Origin of the sequence: Bartonella mastomydis, assembly GCF_900185775.1 — a bacterium.
GTDB lineage: Bacteria > Pseudomonadota > Alphaproteobacteria > Rhizobiales > Rhizobiaceae > Bartonella > Bartonella elizabethae.
Window position 1 is genome coordinate 712,350 of sequence record NZ_LT883138.1, and the last position, 18,501, is coordinate 730,850.

Consider the following 18,501-nt stretch of genomic DNA (forward strand, 5'->3'; position numbering starts at 1 on the left):
GTAACTATAAATATTTCCGTAACCATCCAATTGTTGTTTCATAGAATGCATCTTTTACTTTTGTAAAGAAACCTCCTTCCTGAACATTATCACCGGCAAAAACTGGTTTTTCCAAAAGAACCTTTTTACCTTCTAAAATTTGAATAACCCCAACTGATTGCCCTAAAACGATGGGCGCTTTTAAGGGACCATGATATTTAATTTTTGCTTTAACATTGATTTTTTTTTCATTTGAAAGCATAAAACTTATCGGTTTTTTAACAATAAGTGGAACAAAATTTTTCTTTCCACCATAAACAGAAGCACGACCAACCGTTTTTTCCTTTGTAAAAATCGTTTTGAGATCAAAAGCTGTCATTCCCCATTGAAGAATACGTTCTATTTCCTTTGTATGTTTTTTACCATCCTGCAAACCATTAATTGCTAAAAAAAGACGTCGATGATTTTTATAAATGGTGGCAACCATTGAAAACCCTTCTTTTTCACTGTAGCCAAAACCAAATCCTTCTACACCTATTTCTTTAGAAATAAGAGGATTTTTATTCCGCTGAAAAATATTATTCCATGTAAAATGAGGCTCACGATAAAGTGCATAATAATCTGGATATTCCTGAGCAATATAACGCGCTAATACAATCATATCGCGCACTGTTACAAATTGTCCCTCTTCGGGAAGCCCTGTTGCATTAACAAAATGGCTCTGAGATAATCCAATTATTTTAGCGCGCTGATTCATCAGCTTTGCAAAATGAGCCTCATCTCCTGATATTCCTTCAGCAAGAATAATAGCAGCATCATTTCCATTCATAATAATTAAACCACGTAAAAGATCAGAAACACTGATTTCTGTCTTTATTTTTGCAAACATCGTGGTTGTACCGGAAGGGGCCCCACCCTTGCGCCAAGCATTTTCACTGACCTTGAATTCTTGGGTACTTCTTAACAATCCCTCCTTTAATTGATGAAAGACGACTTCCGCCGTCATTAATTTCGCTAATGAAGCAGGAAAAAAAGGAATATCACTTTGTTTTTCATAAAGTATTGTTTCTGTATTGTCATCAAGTAACAACACTTGTGAGGCAGAAGTTTGAAAATCCTGTGCTCTCCCCCACGTATTAAATGCCAATACTCCCCATAAGATCAACAAGATCCTTAATATTGTACACACAACCGCTCCTCCCATCCCAAAGATCAATATAGAGAATCATTATATAGGAAAAAACTCTTTTATTTCTGTAAATTGAGAGATTATTGACAACTCAAAAAAGATTTTGTTCTTATTCAACATGAGCAAAAGTAAAATGATATACTTTTTATCTTCCACGCGAGAGTTAATTTTAAAACATGAAAGACAAAAAGACTTTTTATCTTTTTCATTGGTAGAGTATTGATTTATTAATGATAAATGCTCACTTTTTACTTTTCACAAACGTTGTCATAAAATAGGTTTGAGAGCCAGATATGCCTCCTTAAAATGAACGTGTGAGAATTGACAATGCAAAAGTATATTTCGTTTGAGGTGTCTCGTTTACGTGAAGGGAGTTACTCCATTAGGAAATCGGTAAAAAAACATGAGAAAATGCGCAATCTCTTCATAAGATATTATTACCTTGGATGTTTTAGAAGACTGCAAAGTCAAATCAAAAAGAAATATTTTTTCTTTTTAAGTTTTATATTCTTTCTCCATTAAATTTTACAGTCGTTTTTAGAGATTACACTAACAGACTCACACAATCCGCTTACCTTCACTTGACAAAAGCTTGTCACAGCAGAAGAAGCATGTGTTTTATAAGCAAATACTGTCATAAAACCAAAAAAAGACTGACAATGGATTGGAGAGATGTATTAAATTATTAATAATAACACTCTCCTCCTTTTTTAATACTTTTTATTTGAAAATGATATAGATTAAAATTCAATGCATTTTTTCTTAAAACAGTTGTAGCCAATTGACCTTTGTTTTTTTGTTGAGCTTATTTATAGAAGCAACTTGATCGAATGGCACCGGCTTATCAACCATGATAGGACCAATTTCTGGTAATTTCACTGCAACATTTTTATTGCGTTGTTCCTGTGAAACAGGATCTGCTTTAGCTAATTCTTCTTTGTTTTCTATATTGCGCTCCTTGAACAAAACAGTTTCTCTTTTTTTCGAAACGTTTTCTGACGCTAATGAGTATGAGGCAGTATTTCCAGGAGTATAAGAGGCCATTAAATATGCACCATCATAATAGCCAATGGGTGCTTCAGCAATATATTCTACTTTAACATCTGCGACGCCTCTATCTACATAACCAAGTATTGTTGCAGCTTGCTTTGATAAATCAATGATACGGTCTTTCATAAAAGGTCCGCGATCATTCACTCTAACAATGAGTGAAGATCCATTTTTCAAATTAGTAACACGAGCATAGCTAGGTAAAGGCATTGTAGGATGAGCAGCAGTCAGAAGATTCATGTCATAAATCTCACCGTTTGCCGTTAGACGCCCATGAAAATCTGAACCATACCATGATGCTTCACCAACACGTGTATACGTTGGATCATTCTCAGGGTAATACCACTTCCCTTTTATTTGATAAGGTTTACCAACAACCGCCCGCCCACGTTTTTTTGCTTCTGATTGATTTTTATTATTGGATATTTGTTTCGGTAGAACAGAAGTATTTACGTCAATTGGTTTATTATGATAGGAATCTTTTATTGAAAAATGTGCGGTTTCGCTTGCGCAACAAGACACCAATGATTGAGAAATAACGATCATAGAAAATAATTGAAATGTCTGTTTGATAATAGAAGTAAATTTCTTTTTACTATTTGAAGGCATCTATTCAGTCCACTTATTTTTGTTAAGTACTACTGCAAAAACCACATCACGCTTTCTATACGCGAGAGGAGTATTCACGTTTTTAAATGATATCCCTCGCGCATATACCATCCTTGAATTTGCTTCTTTTATCAAAAAATTAACACATTGTTAACCATTTTGTGATTGTCATAAGAAATAAATGCACTATATAAAAGTGTAAAAACAATAAAGAATAGATAAATCAATATGTTATAGAAAATTATCTTATAAGATAAGCTGTGAATAAATACAAACTGTGAATAAGTATGACGATTTTACCAGCTTGTTTTATGTAATAGAGCGGTATTAAAAAACAGCCTATAAATTACGAAGACGAGTAGCCATACCAGCTATCAACGCAAGTGTAATTGTATCACAAGCTTTAAAGCACACCTTTAGATTGGACAAAAGAGCACTCTAACATACAAATAGCTGATAAAAAATGATTGGCTATAGAATCAACCAAAAAACGCCCCCAAAAACTAGGGCAATCAAAAAAATAAAAAGAATCAAAATAGAAAAGCTCTCAAACTTCTGCATAGCTTATCGGTATCATATAAAGTTGGTGAGCGCGCAGGGATTCGAACCCTGGACCTACTGATTAAAAGTCAGTTGCTCTACCAGCTGAGCTACGCGCTCTCACACAAGCTATCTAGTTTGCAGAAAGTGAGGGGAACATACGGTTGACTTTTCATTTGGTCAACACCTTTTGAAAAAAATATTATTATTTTTTTTAGTTATCAATAATTTTCCGTTTTTTTCCTTTCTTCATCATTATAGAATTGCTCTGTGATCTTCTTTTTGAAATTTCGATAAAAAAATAATCTAACGATAAAAATATTTCATAGATTCGAAATGCTAAAATTACAAAAAACGCCCCCCTCTTCCTCCATACATAGGCTATGAAGCATCATGGGGTGAGCAGAAAAACACTTCCTACTCTATATCATTTTTATTTTATGTTTTAATTTTTAAATATGAATAGAGATTTATAAAATAACATATTGATTTATAATAATTTATTATTTTCTTACTCGAGTGAGAGATCTGAATACCGTAAGATTTTCTTATTTCTAATTCGTTTGTTTCTTTTATATTGAACTTATAAAACTCATTTGCTTGGCTCAACACAAAGAGAAAAATAAATCGATTAAAAAAATAAAACTGCCTCTTGTATTTTCTTTCAATAAACAAAAATTATCACAACATGAGGGGTGGGAAAAATAAGTATGGTGGTGTAGATTATTAAGATGTGAAGGTAGCGTTGCCTAAGAGATTTTATGTTATTTGCAAAATCATCTTGATGGAAGCGAGTACATTGAAAGATATCTTTTTTAAAATAAATATGTGAACGAGCAACAATGGCATTTTGAGGATGTGACTTTTATTCAAGCACGATGATTCTATAATAAAAGCCGATTATTTTATAGAATAAAGCAGCTGTGAAACAAAAAAATTCAGTCTCATTGAAAATATCAGGCACGACTATAAATTATGCTCATTATTGTTACTGTAGATAATTTGACTAAACAATAAAAAAATAGAAAAAATGTGCAAAATGATTCTAAATATACATAGAGTGATCCGTTGCGCTATTGAGAGAATGTATTTTATTTAATTTTATTATATGAGAAAATAATAAAAAACATAGATGTATAAAAAGTAGAAGGATAATACTGACCATAAAATTGAGTGTTAAATTATTCAGTCAGAGCTATAAAATATTTTTTATATATCATTTAATATTAGTGTAGTTTTATAATATATAAACAATATTATGATAAATTTATGAAAGTAAAATTTCATACTTATTATATATTAAATATGTCTATAAATAAACATATTGCCTAATTAACTTCACTTATAAGATCAAAAATAAAGCAAATAATTTTGATTTAGCAAAAAAAGTTGTATAATTATTTATATACACGTATTTTTTACTGTAATTTTTTTATTTTTTGATTGGAACATTGAATGCTGACATGTAAACAATATGAGCTCCTCTTGTTTATTCACAATCATATAAAAGAAACAGGTGTTCCTCCTTCTTTTGAAGAAATGAAAAATGCTTTAGAGCTTTCTTCAAAGTCTGGCATTCATAAGCTTATTATCGCCTTGGAACAACGGGGGTTTATACGTCGTTTACCCAATCGTGCTCGTGCAGTGGAGGTGATTCGACTCCCTGAAAAAATAACATTTAACCTTTCTCTAGCCCGTAAGATTTCTCCCAGTGTGATAGAAAAAAATAAAAGAGAAATATCAAAAAACTTGGCTAATCTTGGAAGTGTTGAGGAAGAAGAAAAAAAAAATATCACAATCCCCATTATGGGACGTATTTCTGCGAGTGTGCCCGCCTCTGCTATACTGCAACAAACAAGCACTCTTTCTCTCCCACACGATATGGTTAATACAGGTGAGCACTATGCATTAGAAGTTAAAGATAATTCTATGGTTGAGGCTGGGATCCTTGATAAAGATACGATTATTGTAAAACGTCAAAATACAGCAATATCAGGTGAAATTATTGTCGCATTTATTGATAAAAAAGAAGCAACATTAAAACGTTATCGACGCAAAGGAACATCTGTTGCATTAGAAGCTGCTAATCCTCACTACGAAGTACGTACATACAAATCTGAGCGTGTAGAAATACAAGGAAAACTTACCGGACTTATTCGCAAATATTAAAAATAAACTTATATATGGAGTATATATCGCAATAAAATACAGTAAAAAACTATTGAGTATTTTAAAATATTGTGCCACACGCAGTTGACTTTCTCCCCATAGCTAAAAGATGCCTCCAATTGGGTTTATAAATAAATCTAAATCCTTATGGGACTCGTTTCACTACCCCTCTGCTCTCATATATTGTTCACTCACGTAAGGCTCGACAAAAAAGCTTAAAAATATTCACCACCTACTCTAAAAGAGCTTGAATATTTTGAAGGAGTCTGTCTTATATCACCGCTCTCAATAATAGTATGTATAATAAGATAAAATTGTAAGCATACACAAAATATTGTAGAAAAAAATCAAATCGATTTATAACAAATTATTATCTGTAAAAATAAAGAACATTTTTTGATTTTTTAAGTCAATAAAAGCGGAACGCAATCTTCATAGTAATTATAGGATTATCATGGCAGCACCTCGTATTAGTTTTGTCTCCCTCGGATGCCCAAAAGCACTCGTAGATTCTGAGCGAATTATTACAAGTCTCCGCTCTGAAGGGTATGAAATTTCACGTCAACATCAAGGAGCTGATGTCGTTATTGTAAATACCTGTGGTTTTCTCGACTCTGCCAGAAAAGAATCGCTAGCCAATATTGATGAAGCTCTCAAAAAAAATGGAAAAGTTATTGTAACAGGGTGTCTTGGTTCTGATCCTGATGTTATTCGCCAAAAATACCCTAATGTATTGGCGATTACAGGACCACAAGCTTATGAAAGTGTTATACAAGCTGTTCATACGGCAATTCCCCCTGTTCATGATCCTTTTCTTGATTTAGTTCCTCCCCAAGGTATTCGTTTAACACCTCGCCATTATGCCTATTTAAAGATTTCTGAAGGATGTTCTAACAGGTGTAGTTTTTGTATCATCCCTACCCTGCGTGGTGATCTCACTTCACGTCCCATCAGTGATGTTCTTCGTGAGGCTGAAAAGTTGGTAAAAGCAGGTGTAAAAGAACTTTTAGTTATTTCACAAGATACGAGTGCTTATGGTATTGATCTTAAATATCTCGAAAATTCTTGGAAAGATCGCACAATTAAAACAAAATTCTTTGATCTTTGTCGCGAACTAGGTGATATGGGCATTTGGGTACGTATGCATTACGTTTATCCTTATCCCCATGTGGATGAAGTCATCGAACTTATGGCGGCAAAAAAAATTCTCCCTTATCTGGATATTCCTTTTCAGCATGCATCACCGACTGTTTTGCGTCATATGAAGCGTCCTGCTCTTATGGAAAAAACAAACCGTAGAATTGAAAAGTGGCGAAAAATATGTCCAGACCTTACTTTGCGATCAACATTTATTGTTGGATTTCCAGGCGAAACAAATGAGGATTTTAATATGCTTCTAGAATGGCTAGAAGAAGCAAAAATTGAACGCGCTGGATGCTTTAAATATGAAGAAGTAAAAGGAGCCGTTGCAAATGATTTGGGATTAGAAAATATTCCTGAAGATGTGAAAGAAAACCGCTGGCATCGTTTTATGGCAAAACAACAACAAATTTCTACACATCTTTTAAAGAAAAAAATTGGAAAAAGACTCCAAGTTCTTATCGATGAAAGTCAAGGAAAAGTCGCCAAAGGACGTAGTCAATACGATGCTCCAGAAATAGATGGTGTTGTCCATATATCATCACGACGCCCCTTGCGTGTTGGTGAGTTTGTCACCGTTAAAATCGAACAATCAGATGCTTATGACCTTTATGGTATAGCCGTTTAAAAAATTGAGCTTCTTCCCATCCCAATGATAAGGTTCTCCATCAGTGTTAGTTTATAAAAAAGCAACTGCTCACGATAGGGTTTGGTTACTTATGTGATTCACTTCATGAGAATTTATAGGCAATCCCTGTCTTGAATGTTCGCTGTACATTCTAAAAACAACTTATTTTTATCAAGAATTTTATATTCTCTTCATTTATCGCTCTAAATGACAATGTTTTATTGCACAACAGAATAAGATAAAATCTACAAGACTCTTTCATGTTTACTTTAAAAAAGAGCAAACCAATTTTAAAAGAATCTCTTTAAATTATGTTTTATATGTCCAAGAGTTCTGCTTGTGATATGGGGGGATATTTTTTATGGATACAATATAAGAAAATTCAAAATACAATATTTATGGTAGTTAAATTGCAAAACAGTGAATTATTATTATAAATAAGTGACTTAAATTGAAATTTTTAAACTTATTTTTTAACAATGCTTCATTTTTATTCACATGTTTTAAAATCAAAGAATTTCTTATCAAGTAAATGACTTGGGCGCACATTCGTTAAAGCGCGAATCATTGTATCTTTGCGTCCTGGCATTTGTCTTTCGATATTTTTCAGCATTTCTTTCATTGCATTACGTTGTAAACCATCTTGACTACCGCAAAGATTACAAGGAATAATCGGAAATTGCATTGCTTGAGCAAATTTTTCCATATCTTCCTCAGTGGCATAGACAAGAGGACGTAACACAAAAAGATCACCTTCATCATTTTTAAGTTTTCCAGGCATAGCGGCTAATCGGCCACCGTGAAACAAATTCATAAAAAATGTTTCCAAAACATCATCACGATGATGCCCTAAAATTAATGCCGAACACCCCTCCTCACGTGCAATACGATAGAGATTACCCCGTCGCAATCGAGAACAAAGTGAACAATATGTCTGTGTTTCTGACAATTTATCTGTAACAATGGAATAAGTATCTTGATATTCAATACGATAGGGAATTTTATAAGAACTCAAAAAGTCTGGAAGAATATGTTTAGGGAAACCTGGTTGACCTTGATCAAGATTACAAGCGAGAATTTCAACGGGTAAAAGACCACGCCACTTTAAATCTAAAAGAAGTGCTAATAAACCATAAGAGTCTTTTCCGCCCGATAAAGCAACAAGCCATTTTTTTCCAGTAGAGAGCATAGAAAAATCATCTAAAGCTTGCCTCATATGACGCAAAAGTCGTTTGCGCAATTTATTAAATTCCACACTTGAAGGAGCACGCCGAAATATTGGATGGCAATCATCTTCTTTGCTTGTTAAAAGATCATCTTTCTCTTCGTTTTCTTCTATTGCTTGATATTCAACGGAAACATCATTCATAAGATCATATCCTGCACAAGTAATAGCCCATTTTCAAAGATAAAAACAAATATAAAGCAAGCTTACATTTCAAGTTTTTTGAATTTATAAAAATAGATATGAAAAAAGAAATGGAACTATATAAGCTTATGACACTAAAATAGTGTAACAAACTTAATATAGAACCATTTGAAAATATTTGCTGACTTCAAAGATTATAAAAACAACACAATAGCTTGAAATTATAATAATAGAAGAGAGACCACTTTTCTCATAAAAATTATCGAGAATAGAATTCAACAACCAAATTAGGTTCCATTTGCACAGCATAAGGAACATCTGCAAAAGCAGGAATACGTGTAAAGGTCGCTTTCATATGTTTATGATCTGCTTCAATATAATCGGGGACATCACGTTCTGCTAATTGTACTGATTCTAAAACCAAAACAAGTTGTTTTGATTTTTCCCGAACCTCAATAACATCACCTGGCTTACAACGATACGATTGAATATTTGTACGCCGCCCATTTACATTCACATGACCATGATTAATGAATTGGCGAGAAGCAAAAATCGTAGGCACAAATTTTGCACGATAGACAACAGCATCCAAACGTGATTCTAACAGACCGATAAGATTTTCACCCGTATCACCCCGCCGACGAGCAGCTTCCACATAAGTCTTATGGAATTGCTTTTCTGAAATATCGCCATAAAACCCTTTCAACTTTTGTTTAGCGCGCAATTGCACCCCATAGTCAGAAAGTTTTCCTTTACGACGCTGTCCATGCTGACCTGGACCATAATCACGACGATTGACAGGAGATTTTGGACGCCCCCAAATATTTTCTCCCATACGTCGGTCAATTTTATATTTTGTTGTTTCGCGTTTACTCATCGCATTTCCTTTAAAATAAAACACGAGATCTTAAGATCCCAAGGAAACGCGCCCTCCTCTGCCTTTAAATACAAAAGACTGACAGAATAGCTTAACATACCAATGATACAAAACTATCCACGGGACACGTCAATGACAGCCATTTTCTTGAAAGAAAAAGCTAGAAGAGTATCTTTATTGATCCCGTATCTCAAAGTCAACTCCTTTCATCAGTTTTAAGCCAAATCCTTTTAATAAATGCTCTGTTGAAGAAGTAATATTTTTTGATGTCAGCAACGCAAAATCTTGATATTTCTTTATGGGGGGCTGATGTATCTTTTCCGACAAGGGCAATAATGATCTGATATGTTTGGCGATCGCTTTTGCTGGATCAATCCATTTAACGGACCATAAAGCTTGTTCACGAAAGAATTTAATCAAAAAAGGATAATGAGTGCAGGCTAAAACGATAACATCAGTATATTTGCCATTTTTTTCTACAAAACATGGCAGGATTTCTTTTTTTAACTCTTCTAAATCGATAGATTTTCCTCGTAAATAATCTTCAGCAAATCCAGCAAGCTTTTCACTTCCTACAAGTTGAACATGACACTGTCCAGCAAAAGAGTTAATTAATTCATTTGTATAGGCACGTTTAACTGTTCCAGGAGTCGCTAATACGGAAATAAAACCAGATTTCGTTTGTTCAGCAGCTGATTTAATTGCAGGAACCGTTCCCACAAAAAGGACATGAGGAAAATTCTGTCGTAGATCTGCCATCATCAATGTAGAAACAGTGTTGCAAGCAATCACACATAAGACGGGATTATAACGTATTAAAAGATTTGTAAAAATCTTTAAAATACGTTCTCTTAAAACATTTTCTTCCCAATTTCCATAAGGAAATCCAGCATCATCAGCCACATAAATAAATTGTATTTCAGGGATAAAAACGCGTGCTTCCCTTAACACTGTTAAACCACCAACACCACTATCAAAAAAAAGAACAGGTCGTAGATCCATCAGTTTTCACACTTGTTTTTAATTTTTTGACGATCACGCTCTTTAGGGGCTCTACTCCCCCGTGGATATTTTGGAGAAAAATGATCTAATGAAGATATAACGCCTCGCAATAAGCGAACCTCAGATTCACTAAAGTTAGCACGCGTAAAAACAGAGCGCAAATTTGTAAGCATAACCTCTTTTCGTTCTCGAGGTCTAAAATACCCACGAATATCCAAAGCCTCTTCTAATTGAGATAAAAAACCATGAAATACTGCTTTATTTGCAGGCTCCATCTCTACTGCACGAAATGCCGTATCGCTTATATGTTCTAGACCTGTTTTCATCCATTCGTAAGACATCAAAAGAACTGCTTGTGCAATATTAAGTGATGCAAAAGCAGGATTAACTGGAAAAGTGATGATTTCATCAACAAGGCTGATTTCATCATTTTCTAGTCCCCATCTCTCTCTTCCAAAGACAATACCTGTTTTATGTCCGATATTCTCACGCTGACGGAGTACATTTGCTGCTTCGACTGCACTTTTTACAGTTTTAAATCCACATCTTTCACGGGCTGTTGTAGCAAAGACATAATGTAAATCTGCAATTGAATCACACAATGTGTCAAAAATCACGGTGTTGTTAATGACATGATCAGCTTTACTTGCAGCAGCTCTAGCTTTTTCATTTGGAAATGTTTCTCGAGGTTTGACAAGCCGAAGCTTAGAAAGCCCAAAATTTGCCATTGCCCTTGCGACCATACCAATATTTTCCGGAAGCTGCGGTTCAACTAAAATAATAATGGGCCCCTTTGTTAAATTTTCACGATTCTTATTCGTTCCAGCCATCAACCTTACCTAGTTTCACTTAAATAATCTCCCTCTCCACTATTTTTTAATGCAACCTTCTTCACAGTACTCTAATGTTGCTTAATAATAAATTATAAACAATGTTATTTTTTCACTCAAAAGGTATAAATTCTCTCATAAAAATTTTAAAAGCCATTAAAGTAAACGATGAAGTTTATAACAATTTATATAAGATATCGTAGCGTTTTTTACATCAATTTTATCTTTTTTAATAGGGAAGAGCCTCTACAAATCATAACCTCAGTTGAATTATGAAATCATAAATCCTAAAAAAGAAATATGTACTTTATTCCCAAACTTTTTCCTGCAAAGCTTATCCGTCGTTATAAACGTTTCCTTGCAGATGTTAAACAGGATGACCAACATATCTTCACTGTGTCGGTACCAAACACAGGATCAATGCTTGGATTGACAACTTCCAACGCCAATATTTGGCTTTCATATCATAAAAATACCAAGAGAAAATATGCCTATCAATTAGAAATTGTTGAATCCGATAATACTTTAGTTGGTATTAATACTGCTTTACCTAATAAACTTGCATTAGAAGCAATTCAAAACGGATTACTACCAGAATTAAGTGGGTATAAAACAATTTTAAAAGAACAACGCTATGGGATACAATCACGCATTGACTTTCTTTTGCAGGATGACATTCTTCCTGATTGTTACCTAGAAGTCAAAAATGTTCATTTTATTCGTCAAAAAGGATTAGCAGAATTTCCTGATAGCGCAACAAAACGGGGCGCCCGTCACCTTGAAGAACTCATACAAGTCGTACAACAAGGAAAACGAGCTGCTATGCTTTATGTTATTCAACGGGAAGATTGTTCTGCTTTTACAATCTGTCGCGATCTTGATCCACTCTATGGACGTAAGTTTGATTTAGCATTAAAATCAGGAGTAGAATGTTATGCTGTAAAGTGTCATGTAAGTGTAGAAGGTATTTTTCCGATTCAGAGAGTAAAAATAGAAAACAGAAAAAACGATGATTGAGTATATTGAATATAATAAAACCCCTTTAAAATTTAACGGGAAAATTCGCATTTTCGATGACTATGCTTTTGCTAAAATGCGTGAAGTTGGTCGTATTGCGGCAGAATGCCTTGATGCTCTTATGGATATCATTAAACCTGGCGTCACTACGCAAGAAATTGATGATTTTGTATTTACTTTTGGTGCCCAAAAAGGGGCTCTTCCTGCTGACCTAAATTATCATGGATACAGCCATTCATGCTGTACATCTATCAATCACGTTGTCTGTCATGGTATTCCCAATAAAAGACCCTTGCAAGAAGGCGATATTGTGAATGTTGATGTAACCTTTATTCTTGATGGTTGGCATGGTGATTCAAGCCGCATGTATCCTGTTGGAAAAATCAGACGTGCTGCAGAACGCCTTTTAGAAATAACCTATGAAAGTCTTATGAGAGGAATCGCTGTGGTTAAACCTGGAGCAACGACAGGTGATATTGGTGCAGCCATTCAACAATATGCAGAATCTGAACGGTGCTCAATTGTGAGAGATTTTTGCGGACATGGTATCGGTCAGCTGTTTCATGATGCCCCCAATATTCTCCATTATGGAAATCCTGGAGAAGGAATCGAATTAAAACAAGGGATGATATTTACGATTGAACCTATGATTAATCTTGGTAAGCCACAAGTTAAGATTTTATCTGACGGTTGGACTGCTGTTACTCGTGACCGCTCTCTTACAGCACAATATGAGCATACAATTGGTGTTACAAATGAAGGGTATGAAATATTTACACAATCGCCTAAAAATATCTTTTATATTCCAAATTCTCAGACCTAATCCACTGTAGAGATGTTATGGCTAAAAAATTAAATCAAAAGGAAGATATTCAAAGTAATCACTTTGCATTAACATCAAGTTCTCCCCCCACCTCAGTATCAGAAAGAAAAAGTAAAGCTCCTAAGAAAAACACACAGCTTGATAAACATTATCAAGGACATCGTGAACGTCTTCGAAAGCGCTATTTAAAGTCAAAAGGAAATGCACTTGAAGATTATGAATATCTTGAATTATTGCTTTTTCGCACAATACCCCGCGCAAACACAAAACCTATAGCTAAAAATTTGATAGCACATTTTGGTTCACTCGCTGATGTGTTAGGAGCTGATATTCATCGACTTCAAGAGGTTCAAGGATGTGGCCCCGCAACAGCAATTGATTTAAAAATTATTTCAGATGTTGCTGGACGCCTTGCTCGTGCAGAGTTGTTTAAACGTGATATTTTTTCATCATGGGATAAAGTATTAGCGTATTGTAAAGCGGTTATGGCTCACGAAACACGTGAACAATTTCGTATTTTATTTCTCGATAAGAAAAACGGCTTACTTGCCGATGAAGTACAACAAACTGGAACCATTGATCATACCCCTGTTTATCCTCGTGAAGTTATTTCTCGAGCTTTAGAGTTATCCGCATCAGGACTTATCTTAGTCCACAATCATCCTTCTGGTGATTCTACCCCCTCTGATGCAGATATAACAATGACATACAGATTAAAAGACGCAGCAAATGCATTAGGCATTACGATCCATGATCACCTTATTATTGCACGCCATAACCATACAAGCTTTAAAGCATTAAAACTCATATAAACCTTATGGGAAAAAAGACTTCATTCAAGGATGAAAATAGTCAATCAATTTTCTAAATCAATATCCAATATAGCCATTGAGAAACTGTAGGATAGCTCATTTTCATCTTCATCTCGATAGATAACACCTAGAAACTCATCCCCCATATAAACCTCACAAGAATCATCCTTTTTAGGGCGTGCTCTGACTTGCAATGCTGAGTTTTGGAATGTATTTTTTAAATAATTATCAAGTTTTTTTATTTCATCAGCATTCACTATGCTCTCCTGTTTTTTGAAACGATTAAAATAATTGCATGTCGCGCGAATAAGACACTTATCTGATTCTGTAAAGCCAGTAAAAAAGCTTAATCTGAATATTGACTTAATATTACATATATTTACAGCTCTTTCTTTATATCTTCATAAAGAACTTTTATAAAAGGAGTCTATCATTATTAAATATACCCGTATAGATAAAAAAATGGCAGAAAACTGTGTATATTTAAAATAATTTTACTTTATCTCCAATTTTAGCATCTGCATTTATGAGGTTTGTTTAGAAGAAAAATTAATCAACGATTTATAATTTTGTTACTTCTATAAAAAATTAAAATAATAATAATTTTTTATTTAAAACTACATTTTTTAGCAAAAAATATTATTACATCATTCAAAAATAATTCTTTTCAATGAATTTTAAATATAGTTATCTAACCTTAAAAGAATTAAACAACTTCAAAAATATATAAAATAAGCGATCAGAGCTTATCTGTCTGCCTATTTTTTATAAAAATTTATGTCCAAATAGGAAAGTTTTTAAATAATCTTTTCAGTTTATACGCAAAAGTATTAGGTATTTTTGTAAATGCTAAGATCTATCAAAAATTTTTATCTTATAGGATAACGAGAGAGAAAATCGATAACACCTTTTTTATAAACTTTATCACCTACAGCAAGCATATGATCTCGACCAGGAATTGGTAAAGCTTCACCACAAGGCAACAAAGCTGCTAATGGCTCTGCAGCACCGCCAATCTCATCTAATGAACCAACGGCAACAAGTGCAGGTTGTTCAATTTTATAAATTTCAGATGCCGTTAACTCTTGTTTTGATGTGATAATACAAGCAGCCAGAGCACGTCTATCACTTTTCGTTTGATCAGCAAATTTACGGAACATTAAACCACGCGCATTGGTAATGGTAGAGGGATCTTCCGCTAAAAGAGCCTCAGCAACAGGCTCCCAATTTCCTGCTCCCGTTACCATACCAATACCTAAACCACCAAAAATAACGCTGTTCACATATGTTGGATGTAAAAGAGCCATAAAAGCACTAATACGAGCTCCCATAGAATATCCCATAACATGGGCTTTAGATAACTCTAAATGCTGTAAGAGTCTTACGGCATCGCCAGCCATAGCTTGAGGCGTATAAAAGCTAGGATCATAACTTTTAACTGAATCTCCATGCCCTCGGTTATCAAGAGCAATAACACGATACCCTGCTTCAGTGAGAATACGAAACCAACCCGTTGCAAACCAGTTCACCCGAGCAGAAGATCCAAAACCATGGATCAACAAAATAGGTGCACCTTCCCCTTCTTCTCGATAAGCAAATCGCAAACCATCATATTCAAAAAAACGAACGTCCTCAGCTGTCATTTTTTATTGCACTTTCCACAAATGACAGGATGAATAATACGTTGCCCTTTTTGTATCTGTTTTTCAGAAACTTCACCAGCGTTAATCTCAAGTGCAAAAGCTGCAGGAACGCCTGATGAAATGGTTTTTTTTGAAAATGGAGAAGTGTTTTCAATAATCGATACAATAATGCCTTCAGAGTTTAAAAAAATCATATCTAAGGGCAAAGGTGTATTAGCCATCCACATAAAAAACTTCTGTTCATCTCCCGATTGATAACTTTTTTGCTGTTTAAAAAGCATTGCACGATCGCGTGGAAAATCAGTCCGATACATTAAACCAGCTGCTGCTTGAGAGGGGGTAAAAGCAATCTCTACCTTATAAGAAATCGTGCCCTGGTTTGTGTGTATTTCTAAAGGAATCGGGTGAATAGGAAGCTCCATGGGCTCCTTCGCGACAACAACGCGCATCTCTAGCATAAAAAACACCGCCAATAAAACAATATACCCTCTTTTAAAAGGTTTTAACATTTTTGTCTCCACCACAAAAAAATCTTAAATTTTGTTTCTGAAATAAAAATAATCAGAGTTCAAAAGCCAAAAAAAAGAGAGTTGTTCTCTTTTTTCCTTATTTTTTTTATAGATACGCGCATTTTCTCATTTAATTTATAAATTCACGAGAGCTATAACAGAGATACTTCTATAGCTGTTTACGCAATAACCATCCTTTAAAAGGTTTTACTCGAAAGTTCAATGAGTAGCGGTTTAATGTGTAGCAAAAGGAAATCCTATATCTGGATAAATTTCTGCTGTCATCAAACCTTTTTCCCCTTTACCAAACCGGACAAGGACAACTTGTCCTGAACGAAGCTCTGCTAAACCAAAACGGCGCAAGGTTTCCATATGGATAAAAATATCTTCTGTCCCTTGCCCACGGCTAAGAAAACCGAAACCTTTGTCACGATTAAACCATTTAACAATTGCACGTTCTAGTCCACTTTCTGGAGTAACCACAACATGAGTACGGGCAGGAACTTCTGATGGATGAACCGCTGAAGAACAATCGATGGATTTCACCTGAACACATTTTAATCCTCGCTCAGTTTTTTCCACAGCACAAACAACTCTAGCGCCCTCTAAAGCTGTTTGGAAACCATCCCTTCGCATGACTGTAACATGCAATAATATGTCGGGAAAATGAGGTAAATCAGGTACAATAAATCCATAGCCCTTACTACCATCAAACCACTTAATGACACCACTGATTTCGATAATTTCCCCACAAGCACCTATACTATCCTCAGATAGGGAACAATCTTTGAATGCATCCTTACTCGTCATAATAACGTGATCCTGTAGCTTATAAATTGTACGATATTGATTCTCTAAGTTTAAGTAAACATTGCTATTGTATTAACACGCAAGCCCCAAGATAAGATTTCCCCATATTGTCGTATCTCTTACATATTAATATCAACATGAAATTTATAAAAAATATTTATAAAACTATTTGATTGTGCGCTTTACATATCCTACAAAGAGGGCTCTACAAAAAAGATCATATAAAAGTTTTTTTACATAATGATATTTTCATTAATGTGAAACTTGCATGATGAAGAAGTTCAATATAAGGTGCAAAAACGACAATTCAATTAAGGAAATGCGCAATGCAATTGAAGAAAATCCTTACGACAATCACCGCTTTTATGGCACTTACAGCGAATGTTTATGCGAGTGACCCCATCAAAATTGGTGTTTATCTTCCATTAAGTGGTCAAAATGCCTTTGGAGGTCAGCTTGAAATTCGAGGGATCGAATTAGCCCATAAACAAGTCCCAGAAATTTTGGGACGCAAAGTAGAACTTGTTATTATTGATAATAAGTCTGATAAAGTGGAAGCGGCGAATGCTGTTATGCGTTTAACAGCAAGTGAAAAGGTGAGTGGAATCATTGGTAGCTATGGTTCTTCACTCTCGCTAGCAGGTGGTGAAATATCTGAAAAAGCAAAGACTCCGACCATTGCAACTTCTTCAACGAACCCCCTTGTTACACAGGGTAAAAAATATTACTTTCGCGCTTGTTTTATTGATTCCTATCAAGGCGTAGGAATCGCAACTTATGTAAGCCAAGTTTTACAGGCAAAAAAGGCCGCTATCCTCAAAGATATTTCAAGCGATTATGCCATTGGGCTTGCAAGTTATTTTACGCGTGCTTTCAAAAAATTAGGTGGTGAAGTTATCTCAAATTTAAATTATAATTCCGGAGATCAGGATTTTTCAGCTGTTCTCACACAAATTATTGCGCAAAAACCTGATATTTTATTCATTCCATCTTACTTTTCTGAGGGAGCCATCATCATGAAACAGGCGCGTGAATTAGGGGCGAAGTTTCAAATTATGGGTGGAGATGCCATGGACAATCCAGAAACTATTACGATTGCAGGAAGTGCTGCAGAAGGTTTTTTACATACGACACTTCCCTATAGTGAGGATATGCCAAATATGTCAGCCGCTGCGCAAAAATTTACAGAGGAATGGAAAAAAGTTTATCCTGACAAAGAGCCAAATATCAATTCAGTTTTGGGATACACAAGTTATATGATGTTCATGAAAGCTATTGAAAATGCTGGCAGCGCTGATCGTGAGAAAATTACCATTGCACTAAGCAAGTTAAAAGATTTTCAGACGCCTTTTGGTGATATGTCGATGGATGAAAATCATAACCCTACGATTCCGATTGGTATCATTAAAATACAGGATGGAAAACGTGTTTATTTAGAAGAAGTTAAACCTGCTTTTTAATTTAAGAGTTGTACGTATTAAAATTGAAATGCAAAAATTGGTTGA

At 34.7% G+C, this 18,501-nt stretch carries 15 protein-coding genes, 1 tRNA gene and 1 pseudogene; 6 read left to right on the plus strand and 11 right to left on the minus strand.

All coding sequences use genetic code 11. The annotated features are described in order from the left end of the window. Positions 1-4: 4 nt before the first annotated feature. From FJG96_RS06285 to FJG96_RS06295, 3 genes are all read right to left on the minus strand, one after another. Positions 5-1,168: a D-alanyl-D-alanine carboxypeptidase family protein gene (locus FJG96_RS06285; RefSeq protein ID WP_139413223.1), complete on the minus strand. Its 1,164-nt coding sequence runs from the start codon at positions 1,166-1,168 to the stop codon at positions 5-7. A 762-nt stretch (positions 1,169-1,930) separates the two neighbouring features. Further along, positions 1,931-2,827 (minus strand): septal ring lytic transglycosylase RlpA family protein, encoded by an 897-nt coding sequence (locus tag FJG96_RS06290; RefSeq protein ID WP_139413224.1) that lies wholly within the window; start codon positions 2,825-2,827, stop codon positions 1,931-1,933. A 584-nt stretch (positions 2,828-3,411) separates the two neighbouring features. Further along, positions 3,412-3,487, minus strand: a tRNA-Lys gene (locus FJG96_RS06295). A gap of 1,335 nt (positions 3,488-4,822) precedes the next feature. On the opposite strand from FJG96_RS06295, the gene lexA reads away from it, so the two are divergent. Both lexA and rimO read left to right on the plus strand, forming a co-directional pair. Beyond that, a complete protein-coding gene (lexA, locus tag FJG96_RS06300) occupies positions 4,823-5,536 on the plus strand; it encodes a transcriptional repressor LexA (protein ID WP_139413225.1) in 714 nt (237 codons plus the stop codon). A gap of 454 nt (positions 5,537-5,990) precedes the next feature. Beyond that, positions 5,991-7,304 carry a 30S ribosomal protein S12 methylthiotransferase RimO gene (gene rimO / locus FJG96_RS06305; RefSeq protein WP_139413226.1) on the plus strand — a complete coding sequence of 438 codons (1,314 nt, stop codon included), beginning with the start codon at positions 5,991-5,993 and terminating at the stop codon, positions 7,302-7,304. 490 nt (positions 7,305-7,794) lie between these two features. Here the strand turns inward: rimO and ttcA are convergent, their stop codons facing one another. The 4 genes and pseudogenes from ttcA to FJG96_RS06325 form a co-directional block, all read right to left on the minus strand. Next, entirely contained in the window at positions 7,795-8,673 is an 879-nt protein-coding gene (gene ttcA / locus FJG96_RS06310; protein WP_139413227.1) for a tRNA 2-thiocytidine(32) synthetase TtcA, read from the minus strand. Between the two features lie 259 nt (positions 8,674-8,932). After that, positions 8,933-9,550 (minus strand): 30S ribosomal protein S4, encoded by a 618-nt coding sequence (rpsD, locus tag FJG96_RS06315; RefSeq protein ID WP_139413228.1) that lies wholly within the window; start codon positions 9,548-9,550, stop codon positions 8,933-8,935. Positions 9,551-9,724: 174 nt separating this feature from the next. After that, positions 9,725-10,552 (minus strand): glutamate racemase, encoded by an 828-nt coding sequence (gene murI, locus FJG96_RS06320; RefSeq protein ID WP_139413229.1) that lies wholly within the window; start codon positions 10,550-10,552, stop codon positions 9,725-9,727. After that, positions 10,524-11,382, minus strand: a pseudogene (locus FJG96_RS06325) (RNA methyltransferase). The gene murI and the pseudogene FJG96_RS06325 overlap by 29 nt, the downstream one beginning before the upstream one ends. A gap of 300 nt (positions 11,383-11,682) precedes the next feature. Between FJG96_RS06325 and sfsA the strand changes: the two are divergent. Genes sfsA through radC form a run of 3 tightly spaced genes read left to right on the plus strand, consistent with a single transcriptional unit; the run spans position 11,683 to position 14,034 of the window. Then, complete coding sequence (gene sfsA, locus FJG96_RS06330) at positions 11,683-12,399, plus strand: DNA/RNA nuclease SfsA (RefSeq protein WP_139413231.1); 717 nt, start codon at positions 11,683-11,685, stop codon at positions 12,397-12,399. Next, positions 12,392-13,222 carry a type I methionyl aminopeptidase gene (gene map, locus FJG96_RS06335; protein WP_139413232.1) on the plus strand — a complete coding sequence of 277 codons (831 nt, stop codon included), beginning with the start codon at positions 12,392-12,394 and terminating at the stop codon, positions 13,220-13,222. Before sfsA ends, map begins: the two co-directional genes overlap by 8 nt. A gap of 17 nt (positions 13,223-13,239) precedes the next feature. Continuing rightward, complete coding sequence (radC, locus tag FJG96_RS06340) at positions 13,240-14,034, plus strand: RadC family protein (RefSeq protein ID WP_139413233.1); 795 nt, start codon at positions 13,240-13,242, stop codon at positions 14,032-14,034. A gap of 44 nt (positions 14,035-14,078) precedes the next feature. Here radC and FJG96_RS06345 read toward each other — a convergent pair whose 3' ends face one another. The 4 genes from FJG96_RS06345 to FJG96_RS06360 all read right to left on the minus strand — a co-directional run bounded on the left by FJG96_RS06345 (position 14,079) and on the right by FJG96_RS06360 (position 16,996). Further along, on the minus strand, positions 14,079-14,291 hold the full coding sequence (locus FJG96_RS06345; RefSeq protein ID WP_139413234.1) for a DUF3126 family protein: 213 nt from the start codon (positions 14,289-14,291) through the stop codon (positions 14,079-14,081). Positions 14,292-14,903: 612 nt separating this feature from the next. After that, positions 14,904-15,677 carry an alpha/beta fold hydrolase gene (locus FJG96_RS06350; protein WP_139413235.1) on the minus strand — a complete coding sequence of 258 codons (774 nt, stop codon included), beginning with the start codon at positions 15,675-15,677 and terminating at the stop codon, positions 14,904-14,906. Then, positions 15,674-16,186, minus strand: a complete 513-nt coding sequence (locus FJG96_RS06355) for a DUF192 domain-containing protein (RefSeq protein WP_139413236.1) — start codon at positions 16,184-16,186, stop codon at positions 15,674-15,676. The genes FJG96_RS06350 and FJG96_RS06355 overlap by 4 nt, the downstream gene beginning before the upstream one ends. A 234-nt stretch (positions 16,187-16,420) precedes the next feature. Further along, positions 16,421-16,996, minus strand: a complete 576-nt coding sequence (locus FJG96_RS06360; RefSeq protein WP_139413237.1) for a cold-shock protein — start codon at positions 16,994-16,996, stop codon at positions 16,421-16,423. A 326-nt stretch (positions 16,997-17,322) separates the two neighbouring features. Between FJG96_RS06360 and FJG96_RS06365 the strand changes: the two genes are divergently transcribed. Then, a complete protein-coding gene (locus tag FJG96_RS06365; RefSeq protein ID WP_139413238.1) occupies positions 17,323-18,456 on the plus strand; it encodes an ABC transporter substrate-binding protein in 1,134 nt (377 codons plus the stop codon). Positions 18,457-18,501 lie beyond the last annotated feature (45 nt).

Coding starts and splice junctions, on each gene's coding strand:
- FJG96_RS06290 (WP_139413224.1), bottom strand. CDS start 2,827: ATGCCTTCAAATAGTAAAAAGAAATTTACTTCTATTATCAAACAGACA.
- lexA (WP_139413225.1), top strand. CDS start 4,823: ATGCTGACATGTAAACAATATGAGCTCCTCTTGTTTATTCACAATCAT.
- rimO (WP_139413226.1), top strand. CDS start 5,991: ATGGCAGCACCTCGTATTAGTTTTGTCTCCCTCGGATGCCCAAAAGCA.
- ttcA (WP_139413227.1), bottom strand. CDS start 8,673: ATGAATGATGTTTCCGTTGAATATCAAGCAATAGAAGAAAACGAAGAG.
- rpsD (WP_139413228.1), bottom strand. CDS start 9,550: ATGAGTAAACGCGAAACAACAAAATATAAAATTGACCGACGTATGGGA.
- murI (WP_139413229.1), bottom strand. CDS start 10,552: ATGGATCTACGACCTGTTCTTTTTTTTGATAGTGGTGTTGGTGGTTTA.
- sfsA (WP_139413231.1), top strand. CDS start 11,683: ATGTACTTTATTCCCAAACTTTTTCCTGCAAAGCTTATCCGTCGTTAT.
- map (WP_139413232.1), top strand. CDS start 12,392: ATGATTGAGTATATTGAATATAATAAAACCCCTTTAAAATTTAACGGG.
- radC (WP_139413233.1), top strand. CDS start 13,240: ATGGCTAAAAAATTAAATCAAAAGGAAGATATTCAAAGTAATCACTTT.
- FJG96_RS06350 (WP_139413235.1), bottom strand. CDS start 15,677: ATGACAGCTGAGGACGTTCGTTTTTTTGAATATGATGGTTTGCGATTT.
- FJG96_RS06355 (WP_139413236.1), bottom strand. CDS start 16,186: ATGTTAAAACCTTTTAAAAGAGGGTATATTGTTTTATTGGCGGTGTTT.
- FJG96_RS06360 (WP_139413237.1), bottom strand. CDS start 16,996: ATGACGAGTAAGGATGCATTCAAAGATTGTTCCCTATCTGAGGATAGT.
- FJG96_RS06365 (WP_139413238.1), top strand. CDS start 17,323: ATGCAATTGAAGAAAATCCTTACGACAATCACCGCTTTTATGGCACTT.